6 protein-coding genes and 1 pseudogene are annotated in these 10,703 nt (G+C 31.6%); 3 read left to right on the top strand and 4 right to left on the bottom strand.

All coding sequences use genetic code 11. The annotated features are described in order from the left end of the window. The first annotated feature begins 217 nt into the window (after positions 1 to 217). On the top strand, positions 218 to 1,246 hold the full coding sequence (locus tag HSX44_RS03580; RefSeq protein WP_275602338.1) for an aspartate-semialdehyde dehydrogenase: 1,029 nt from the start codon (positions 218 to 220) through the stop codon (positions 1,244 to 1,246). 1 nt (position 1,247) lies between these two features. Here HSX44_RS03580 and HSX44_RS03575 read toward each other — a convergent pair whose 3' ends face one another. Then, positions 1,248 to 2,309, bottom strand: a complete 1,062-nt coding sequence (locus HSX44_RS03575) for a 5-(carboxyamino)imidazole ribonucleotide synthase (protein ID WP_275602337.1) — start codon at positions 2,307 to 2,309, stop codon at positions 1,248 to 1,250. 96 nt (positions 2,310 to 2,405) lie between these two features. On the opposite strand from HSX44_RS03575, the gene apaG reads away from it, so the two are divergent. Then, entirely contained in the window at positions 2,406 to 2,810 is a 405-nt protein-coding gene (gene apaG / locus HSX44_RS03570; protein WP_275602336.1) for a Co2+/Mg2+ efflux protein ApaG, read from the top strand. A 26-nt stretch (positions 2,811 to 2,836) separates the two neighbouring features. On the opposite strand, the gene HSX44_RS03565 is transcribed toward apaG, so the two are convergent. Continuing rightward, complete coding sequence (locus HSX44_RS03565; protein ID WP_275602435.1) at positions 2,837 to 4,435, bottom strand: ABC transporter permease; 1,599 nt, start codon at positions 4,433 to 4,435, stop codon at positions 2,837 to 2,839. 121 nt (positions 4,436 to 4,556) lie between these two features. On the opposite strand from HSX44_RS03565, the gene trhO reads away from it, so the two are divergent. After that, complete coding sequence (gene trhO / locus HSX44_RS03560) at positions 4,557 to 5,369, top strand: oxygen-dependent tRNA uridine(34) hydroxylase TrhO (RefSeq protein WP_275602335.1); 813 nt, start codon at positions 4,557 to 4,559, stop codon at positions 5,367 to 5,369. 297 nt (positions 5,370 to 5,666) lie between these two features. On the opposite strand, the pseudogene HSX44_RS04010 reads toward trhO, so the two are convergent. Beyond that, positions 5,667 to 5,744 (bottom strand): annotated as a pseudogene (locus tag HSX44_RS04010) (ankyrin repeat domain-containing protein); the annotation flags it as partial. A 730-nt stretch (positions 5,745 to 6,474) separates the two neighbouring features. Further along, a complete protein-coding gene (topA, locus tag HSX44_RS03555; protein WP_275602334.1) occupies positions 6,475 to 8,925 on the bottom strand; it encodes a type I DNA topoisomerase in 2,451 nt (816 codons plus the stop codon). Between the last annotated feature and the right edge of the window lie 1,778 nt (positions 8,926 to 10,703).

The following is a 10,703-nucleotide window of genomic DNA, read 5'->3' as shown; positions in this document are numbered from 1 at the left end:
AAGAGCGTTTTGGATTGTTGATTCATTAATTTTTTTAGTTTTTTGAGATATAGCTGATACAGATTTTACCTTAGTTTCATTATATCCTTTACTCATCTCTTGCTTTATTGTGTAATAATAACTAAGTTACAATTAGTTTCAAGGTAAAGGTATTAAAATGATTGTAAACTTTATTAGTAAGAATGTAATATGCATTTAAAGTTAGAGGTTTATCTGTATGAAACATAAGATTGCTGTTGTTGGAGCAACCGGAAGAGTAGGACGTGAGGTACTAAGTATACTAGCTGAGTTTCAGGACAAAAAAAAATTTTCAATAGATTTTGTTATTGCATTTGCGTCTAAGAAATCAGAAGGAAAAAAGGTAAGTTTTTGTGATGAAGAATTGACTGTTTCATGCCTTGAAGGCTATGACTTTGCTGGGGTTAATATAGCTATTTTTTGCGCTGGATATTATGTTTCTGAAAAGTACGTACCAGTTGCAACGAAGGCCGGGTGCATCGTAATAGATAACGGCTCTTACTTTAGAATGAAGGAAGGTATACCATTAATCATTCCAGAGGTTAATAAGGAAAAAATCGCAGAATATAAAAATCACAACATAATATCTAATCCAAATTGTACTGTAATACAGATGCTGTTAGTATTACATCTATTACACCAAAAAGCAAAAATAAAAAGGATTGTTGCTTCAACTTATCAATCAACTTCTGGTGCAGGCAAGGCAGCAATGGATGAACTTTATAATCAGACAAAAAAAATATTTATGAACGAAACTAAAAAACCCGAGATATTTCCTAAGCAAATAGCATTTAATTGCATTCCTCAAATAGGAGAGTTTATGAAAAATGGTTCTACAAAAGAGGAATGGAAAATGCAGGAGGAGACAAAAAAAATTTTAGGTGAAGATATAAAAGTAACTGCAACTTGCGTCAGGGTGCCTGTTTTTATTGGTCATGCTATAGCAGCACATGTCGAGTTTAATCAACTCATAACTGAGGAGCAAGCTCGTGAAATACTCAGTAAGGCTGAGAATAATGGAATTTTAGTGCACGATAGGCGTGAAGATGGCGAATATACAACTCAAATTGATGTAGTACAGGAAGATGCAGTATACATATCACGTATTAGGCAAGACAACACTGTCAGATATGGATTAAATATGTGGATAGTAGCTGACAACTTGCGCAAAGGTGCAGCACTAAATATAGTGCAGATTCTAGAGATTTTAATTAAGGAATACTTATAAATTAATAACTTAAATCTATATTAACATGTCCCATTTTACGCTTATCTCTAACCTCTTTTTTCCCGTATATAGTTAAACTAGCTTTTTTATCGCTCAAATACCTATTAGAATAGTATATATTATTACCTATTATGTTTTTTGTCATGCAAGGAAAGCGCAATACTATTTCTTGCATAGGCAATCCGCATATCACTCTGACTAACTGCTCAAACTGACTAATGTTACATGCATCTAAGCTCCAGTGGCAAGAATTATGAGGCCTTGGAGCAAGTTCGTTAACTAGCAGCTCATTATTTTTGGTAATGAAAAATTCAATAGCTAGAATTCCTATTATATCAAGTGCATGTGCTATTTTTCTTGCGACTTGTTGTACCTCTTGAGTTAACTTGTTGTCTATTTTAGCTGGTACAATTGAAGTATCGAGTATTCCATTAACATGATGATTCTCTGCTATAGGGAAAAGAGCCATTTTACCTTTTCTATCTCTCGCAATGACTATTGAAACCTCTTTTATTAAGTCAATACTTGCTTCAAAAATATACTGTGTCTTCCAATCGAAAGAAGCAAATTGCTTTACTTCAGAGTCGTTTTTGATTACATATTGTCCTTTTCCGTCATAACCCATTTCTGTCGTTTTTATCCTTATTGGATAGCCAAAAGTGTTTCTGCTTTCTAACATCTCATCATAATTTTGTATGCTTTTATAATCAGCAGTTTTTATACCTAAATCTCTAATAAAGTCTTTTTCTCTAAGTCTGTTTTGTGAAATATATAGTGCTTTTTTACTAGGATAAAACTCTACATATTGAGATATAATATCAACTGCATCACATGGAATATTTTCAGATTCAATAGTAACTAAATCTATATTACGTGCAAAAGATTCAAGCGCCTTTTTGTCGGATAAGCTTGCTACTGTTAAGTTATTAGCAACAAAGCAGGCTGGATCATCCTTAGCGTTGGCAAAAATATGTATTTTTTGTCCAAGCTTTGTTGCAGCGATAGCAATCATTTTACCTAACTGTCCACTACCTATTATTCCTATCATCCTTTTGCTAAGCATCTGTTCATATTATACTGCTAATTAGAATACGACAATATGCTTGAAGAATCCACGAGAATAGTGTATAACTAAAGTATTGTTTTCTCTATTGCAATAATGACTCTAGAATATACGCTTACTACTAATTCTGTTGAAGTGACAGTTCTACCAGTTTATATTGAGGAGCAATCGATCCCTTATGAAAACTGCTATGTGTGGATGTATAATGTTAAGATAAAAAATAAAGGATCATCAGCTATTCAATTGCTAAGCCGCCATTGGCAAATAATAGATTATAAAGGAAAGGTAAATGAAATTGCAGGTGTTGGTGTTATTGGAGAACAGCCTGTGATTAAACCTGGAGAAGTATTTAAGTACACAAGCGGAACTTACCTAAATGCACCATCTGGAATAATGCAGGGTAAGTATGAGTTTCTAAATGAAGGAAGCACAAAAACTTTTGAGGTTATTATACCACCTTTTTCTTTGGATAGCCCATATATAAATACTAGACCACATTAGGTGGCTATTAATTTCTGCAAAAAGTTTTATTTTTTGTTTTCATCATCAAGCTTAAACAAAATTATTATAGAGATTAAACCTATTATAACTATCATCAAAGAAAATGGGGCAGCTTCTCTGTAACGTTCATCGCTTACAAGCTCAAATATTCTAGTTGATATAGTCTCAAAGTTAAATGGCCTTATAATGAGTGTTGCTGTGAGCTCTTTAATAGTATCCATGAATACGAGTAAAAATCCTGATATTATACTTTTTTTGATGAGAGGAATATGAATATTTAAACATGTGGAGATAGGTCCATGACCCATAGCGTGTGCGGTCCACTCAATTTCGTTTGGCGTTTTTTTGAGTCCTGACTCAATTGCTCTAAAAGATATAGCAAAAAAACGAAATAAATATGAGTAAATTAAAGCGCCAATGGTTCCTACTAAACTAATTTCCTTAATATATTGAGTAGCAAAAGAAGATATTTTGCTTAAAAATATTATTATACTAATCGCAATAATTGCGTTTGGAATTGCATAACCTAAAGAAATGAGACGTGCGATACTATTAATTACCCTATTTTTTCGTGCCGTATACCCGATCATTATTGCGATGTTAATTGAGATTAGTGCAGTAATAAATGATAAACTAAAACTGTTTGCTATTATGTTATAGAATTTTGACTCATATATGAGAAATCCATTTTCTATACTCCAATATATGAGTGGAATAATTGGAAAAATGAAACCTATTAATATTGGCAATACACATATGATGTAAGCAAAAATCAATGGTAAGGTACCGCTTATACTTCGCTTATTGTGGTAGTCTGCATTAGTATTGATTGCAGAATAGGATATTCTTCTTTTTTGTAGGATTTTTTCAATAGTTGTTAGTACTATAATGAAGGTCAATTCTGCAATTGCTAAAATAGTTGCTGAATATTTATCATGTAATAAAAACCAAGTGCGATATACTCCTGTGGTGAAAGTGTCAATTGCAAGAAACTGTGGTGTACCAAAGTCTGTAATTACTTCCATTAGTACTAAAAATAGTCCACCTATAATTGATGGGCTTATAGAAGGTATTATGATGGAAAATAGGCTCTGTAATGAGGAAACTCCAAGTGTTGATGCAATAGTAACTGAGTTGCTAACATTTTTTAGATTTGAGCGGACTAGTATGTAAACGTATGGATACAAACTGAATCCCATTACCAATATCCCACCACCTAAAGATTTAATTTCGGGAAACCAATAATCGCCTTTGTTCCAGTGAAAAATTTCTCTTAACAAACTTTGTATTGGACCTGAAAACTCCAGCGTATTGACGTAAACAAACGATACTATATATCCAGGGATTGATGTTGGAAAAAATAAAGCAACTTCAAAAAATCTACTTCCAGGAAATGAAAAAAAAGTGGTTAGCCAGGCCGGCACTACTCCAAATATAAAAGATACACTTCCAACTCCTATCATTAAAATTAATGTATTTAGTATGTATTCAGGGAAAAGTGTACTGATGACCCACACGGAATTTGCTGATTCTGTAAGTAGGATTGATATTAATGATAATATAGGACAAATAAATAGTATGCTTACTAGAAATAAGAATATATTTTTAAATATTCTTAAAGGCATTAAATTCAATTCACGCTTAATATTAAAATGTTATATACAAAAACTGAAGATATCCAGAGAAGATCTATTGAATGCTTTTGTAACTTTATATATTATGCTTTAAATTTGTGGATTAATAGTTATGAGTTTTGTTGTTGCAACTTTTTATCACTTTGTAGAACTTTCTAATTACTATGACATGAAAGACACAATAAAAGCTGTATGCAGCGACCTTAAATTAAAGGGTACTATTCTTCTTGCAGAAGAGGGTATCAACGCAACTATATCTGGTGAAAGAAATGCAATTGATAAGATGTTTGATTTTCTACGTTCTGATTACAGGTTAAAAAACCTTATGTGGAAAGAAAGTACAACAGAATTTCAACCATTTAATAAGATAAAAGTAAGGTTAAAAAGAGAAATTATAAACTTCGGTATAGGTAATCTTGATATTTCTCTTAGAGGTAAGTATATTGATCCAGAGCATTGGGATGATTTTATCTCTCAACCTGATGTCTTAGTGATAGACACACGAAATAAGTATGAAGTAAAATTAGGTAAGTTTAAAGGTGCAATCGACCCAGATACTGAATATTTTCGTGAGTTTCCTCAGTGGGCAAAGTCTTTCTCTAAGAACAAAGATCTGAAGATAGCTATGTATTGTACAGGTGGAGTTAGATGTGAAAAATCTACGGCATATATGAGAGAACTTGGGTTTAACAATGTGTACCATCTTAAGGGTGGTATTCTTTCTTATCTTGAAAAGACTCATAATAAAAATGATAATTGGGAAGGTGAATGTTTTGTTTTTGATGATAGAATTGCTGTTAATAGCTCACTTGTTCCAAGTGACAAAATAAAATGTATGTTCTGCCTAAATCGAGTTTTAACGAGTAGACTAAAATCAGTCTCACGTGGTCAGGTGATTTGCTCTGATTGTGAACTTCATGATTAGAAGAAAGTTTCTGTGATGAGGTATTTCTGTTTTCTGTATCTTCTTTGGTAAACTTAAAGTTGGGGTTAAATGTATTTCAAAAGGTAGGATAATTTTCATCTACACCATTACCAGTAACATTATTGGAGTAATCATAATCTCAGTTGCGCGTTAAATCACTCTACGTAAATAGCTTAAAAAAAGTGCTAAAAAGCTGATTCTAACATAGAAAGGTATATCTAGCTGGCAGAGGCCTCGCTAATTATTTCCTTATTCTTAGCAGAGAAAGCAATTTTTGTCCTATTATTATCTTTTATATTATTTAGCTACTGCTTTGAAAAGAAGTTTTACTGTATCAGGATTATTGGAAAAAGCAGCATAATGCAACGCAGTTTTTCCTCACCCTATTTAATACTCATATGGATATCTCTGTGAAGAAATAGTACATTTCTGCCAAANTAGTATCTTACAATGGTGTAGATCCCTCTGTTTGCTATTAACATTAGCGCTATTATTTAGGTTTTAGGTATTGGGCATGGTTGGAATAATTGTTCTCAATTGCTCAAATAAATTTGAGAAAGTTTTTTGCTTCATCAATTCTTTTTTATTATTGTCTAATAATCTACCTTAATCTTTATTGGATACTCCTATAATTTAGGTTGTATTATTTAGGCTTGCTTTTTTCTAAGCGGATAAAACTTTTTTATCGATTTTCTAGTATATGGACATATTGCGTTGTTTTCCTTTTTTTTATCCATTGTGAAATTGCATGGTATCCATAGATATTCTTTGATGTTAAATTACCGCCATGCATTATATTTTTAGTAAGTTTTAATATTAAGTTAATTATTTTTCCCACTATCGAGGAAAAAAATGTTTCTTTCCTCAAGACAATTATTGTTTCTTTCAATTGCCTTTTCAATATGTTAACCTATTAAATGCTCGTAATTTACTGGTTTATTTTTATTATCAGGATACTCCTTTAAGATTTTATAAGTCATAGCCTCTAATACCATTTAACGTAATTTAACTTTTATATATATTAATAATTGATAATTATTTTTAATTAAAAGTTTGATATTTTCATTCTTCTTATGAAGAACTTAAATATATGCTCTTTAAATATTTACTTTTTATTCTTAATCAAATCTAAGGCCTTCTTCAGGTCTATGCCTTCAATATCTGCATTCTTGCCTAAAGCGACTTTTGTTTTACCACTCTTTATATAAAATCCGTACCTACCATTGTGAATGAGAACTTCTTTTCCATTTTCATTAAGCCCGAGAGATTTTAGCTCTTTTCGTGGGCTGTTTGCGATAATTTGTACAGCTTCATTCAACTGCGTTTCTAATACTTCTTTTAAGCTCTTTTTAAGAGAGAAGTATTTACCATCATGGAAGATATAATACCCGAATCGTCCAAGGCCCATTTTTACTTCTTTTCCAGTGTTTGGGTGTTCTCCAATTACTTTTGGCAAGGAAAGTAACTGTGTTGCGGTGATTAGATCAATATCATTAATATTTATGTCTTTTGGTATAGACCTCGTTTTTTTCTTTTCTGATTCATTATTAAATTCTAAATAAAATCCGAAAGGACCTTTTTTAATTACCACTTCTTGCCCTGTCACATTATCTATACCTAAACTTTTTGGGTATTCTAAATTGTCATTGCTGCCAGTAATTTTTTTTGTATGATTACATATAGGGTAGTTAGAACATCCAAGAAACACTCCAGCTTTTCCAAAGTTCAATTTCAATGAGCCATCAGAACAATTAGAGCATTTTTTATCTATTTCTTCCTTTTCTTTCTCCGAACAAAACCAATCAACTACCAGGTCGTGAATGCCATCGAAAATTTCATCATGCGTCATTTGCTTAACAGAGTTTACAAGATTAAAAAATGGTATCCAGAAATAGCTTAGTTCTTTTTTCCAATCTGCACGTCCATTCGAGATTAAATCAAGCTTTTCTTCCATTTGTGCTGTAAAATCATATTCTATGCAATGCTGAAAGAAAGTTTCTAAAAATATGGTAACGATTTTACCGCGGCTGCTTGGAATAAATCTTTTGTTATTCATTGTAACGTACTTACGGTCCTGCAGTACAGAAATAATTATCGCATAAGTTGATGGACGTCCTATGCCGATTTCCTCCATTTTTTTTACGATACTTGCTTCACTGTAACGTAGTGGCGGTTGAGTAAAATGTTGTTTTAGGTCAACAGAAATCAACTTGCATGTCTCACCTTCTTTCATGGTAGCTAGAAGGCCTTCATCCTCGATATCCATATTATCATTATAAACTTTATAGAAACCATCAAAAAATATGTTTGATCCACTAGCTCGTAAAATTATTTTCTTATCAGTAGAGCTAATTTCAACTGCTACTTGATCGATAATCACTGATTCCATCTGACTTATAATGGNTCTTTTCCAAATTAAATCATATAATTTAAATTGTTCTGGTGTTAAATAGCTCTTAATGCTATCTGGCGTTCTATTTATGTCGGTTGGGCGAATTGCTTCATGTGCTTCCTGAGCGTTTTTGACCTTTTTTACATATTGGCGGGGAGACTTTGGTAAATATTTGTTGCCATACAATGATTTAATCAACTCTCTAATTGAGATTATAGCCTCATCCGCAATGTAGAATCCATCCGTACGCATATAAGTTATCAGTCCTATAGTCTCACCGCCAATATCGATACCTTCGTACAAGTTTTGTGCTATGCGCATAACATTTTTCACATTAAAATGCAGCTTATTTACTGCATCTTGCTGAAGACTTGAAGTAATAAATGGAGGTAGAGGACTTCTCTTAACTTGCTTGTGCTCTACTGTTCTTATAGCGTATTGCTTTGATTCAATATCTCTTACTAAGTTTTTTGCTTCTTCTTGATTCTTAATATCAAATTTTTCTAGCTTTTTATTGTTATAGTAGCTCAGCATAGTAAAAAATGTTTCGTCTTTGCTATTTTGCATTTCTGCCTTTATGCTCCAGTATTCTTGTGATATAAATTTGTTAATTTCATCTTCTCGTTCGCATATAAGCTTAAGTGCAACAGATTGCACTCTTCCCGCAGATTTGCTTCCCGATAATTTCGTCCATAGAAGTGGTGATAAGCTAAATCCAACTAAATAATCCAAAGCTCTACGTGCTTGCTGTGCACGCACTAAGTCCATATTTATTTTGCGGGGATTCTTGATAGCCTCTTGCACCGCCATTTTTGTTATCTCGTTAAGAACTACTCTATGAATGTTGCTTTTGTTATTGATTGCTTTCCTTTCTTTTAATGCTTCTACTACATTCCAGGCTATTGCTTCTCCTTCTCTATCTGGATCTGTTGCAAGGTATATATCTGATGTCTTACTTGCTTCCTTAACTAATTCTTTTACATACTTTTCTGCTTTTTTGATAATCTCATACTTTATAGCAAAATCATTATCTGGATCAACAGAACCGTTCTTCACTGGAAGGTCTCTTACATGTCCAAAAGATGCAGCTACTTTGAATTCTTTGCCTAAATACTTACCTATCGTTTTTGCCTTTGCAGGTGACTCAACTATTAATAATGCCATATTATTATATTAGTACTTAAAGATAATATGTTGAGGAATATACGGTGAAAAGTAAAAAAATATTTTAATTGTTATTGTGAATTGTATACAATGAATTATTGACTGTTATCAAAATCTTGAACATTGCTGTTTTCAATTGCTTCTGAAGTCTTACTACAACAATATATGCTTGCGGTGTCAGCCAGATAACTAATTTCAACTTGCTGTTCCAGATACTAATATTTCTAGGTAAACTAGAATGGCTATTTTCTGAAATAGTGCTAACTACTGTTAATATAGAAGCAGCTATGATAGTAAATTTGCTACTTTTTGTGTTTTATGAACAGATTCTTTGTTAGCCACCGTCCTTGAGGAAGTTAAGTCGTTTTTCTTCCTTATCCTTCAGTTAGTAAGCTCAATAATTTTACAGTTATAGCTATTACTGTTTTAATGCTTTAATGCATATTCCACTCTCTTTTTTCTTTAAATCACTTTAACTTAATTGATATCCTTACGTTTTTTAGAACAAATATTCGGCACTTCCGAGTGTCTTTTTGTTACCTATATCCTGTATGATAAAATTGTGAATTCCAATACTTAATGGCTTCTTTTTTGGATACTGATCAAGAACAATACTGCCTTTACTTATCTGGAAGAAATCCGTACTTATTTAAGTAACATTTACTTGTCTGAATTAGATAACTCATAAAAAAATACAATTTCGTATGCAACTAACGACATCTAATAATTATTATTTTATTAAAAATAAATATTAACACTTATTTATATTGTTTTTCTATTTATTCAGTGCTTTAAATAGAATTGTTCTGTTTTTATAGCATACTTATAACTCCAAAACTACATCATTGTTGTTGATCCGTTTATAGAGATGCTTTCTCTTATTCCATGAAATTGTTATTATCTAACTAGATTCTATAATTTTTTTCTAAGGTTTCATGAGTGTAATCTGTACTTGTAGAAATATTATTATTAAGATCTAACTAAAATTTAGTAACTAGGTCACTTATAAATACACCGGAAGATACAAACTTACTTAAAGCTTTTTTGCTTTCCTTATCAATCTCATTATTAAGTAAGTTAAACTATTCGAAGTTTATCAGTCGGACATTAGCTAAAATTTTTATATCTTCATTACTAATATCATTGTCTAATAAATTAAGAAAAGTAACTTCTGTGAGGTTACGGTTTGTTAGAACCATTTGTTCATTTATCGTTAATATTATTACCATGCACAGATCAAGTTTGGTAAGCTTTATATAAGCTTAACTAATCCTTTTTTGCATCTTCGTTATTAATGTTGCAAAGTTTAAAAAGAAAGCTCTGTAGTGCCCTATTTAACTTTATAAAAACTTACTAGATTGCTTGTATTAAATTACAACATAGCCAACATAGAAAGTCTATAACTATCAATATGTTTCTTAGAATTAATTCTTTCTACTTATCTAATATCGTATAAATATACTAGCTAATACTTCAGAAATATCAATTATGTAAAAACTTATAAGAGAATACCGGGCTTTATTGTACCATAAAAAACAGTTATTTTCTGTATTACTTCTTTGTTATCTAAGTAGCTATACTGTGCGATATAGCTTTTATATGGCCTTGTTAAAGGTGTTTGTTTTAGTATAATACAGCTCTTTTTATGCTTATTGTCTTGATGTGCTTGCTGATAAATTAAACTCTGAATGTCAGTTTAATCATATTTATGATACCTTTCTAAGTTACTTGAATGATACCTTTTTACCAGTTCATGAGTTGCTTTAATATTTAAGGAA

It is taken from the genome of Wolbachia endosymbiont of Onchocerca gibsoni (assembly GCF_029169405.1).
Lineage (GTDB): Bacteria > Pseudomonadota > Alphaproteobacteria > Rickettsiales > Anaplasmataceae > Wolbachia.
The sequence above is the reverse complement of the archived record's forward strand: the minus strand, read 5'-3'. Positions and strand labels throughout refer to the sequence as shown.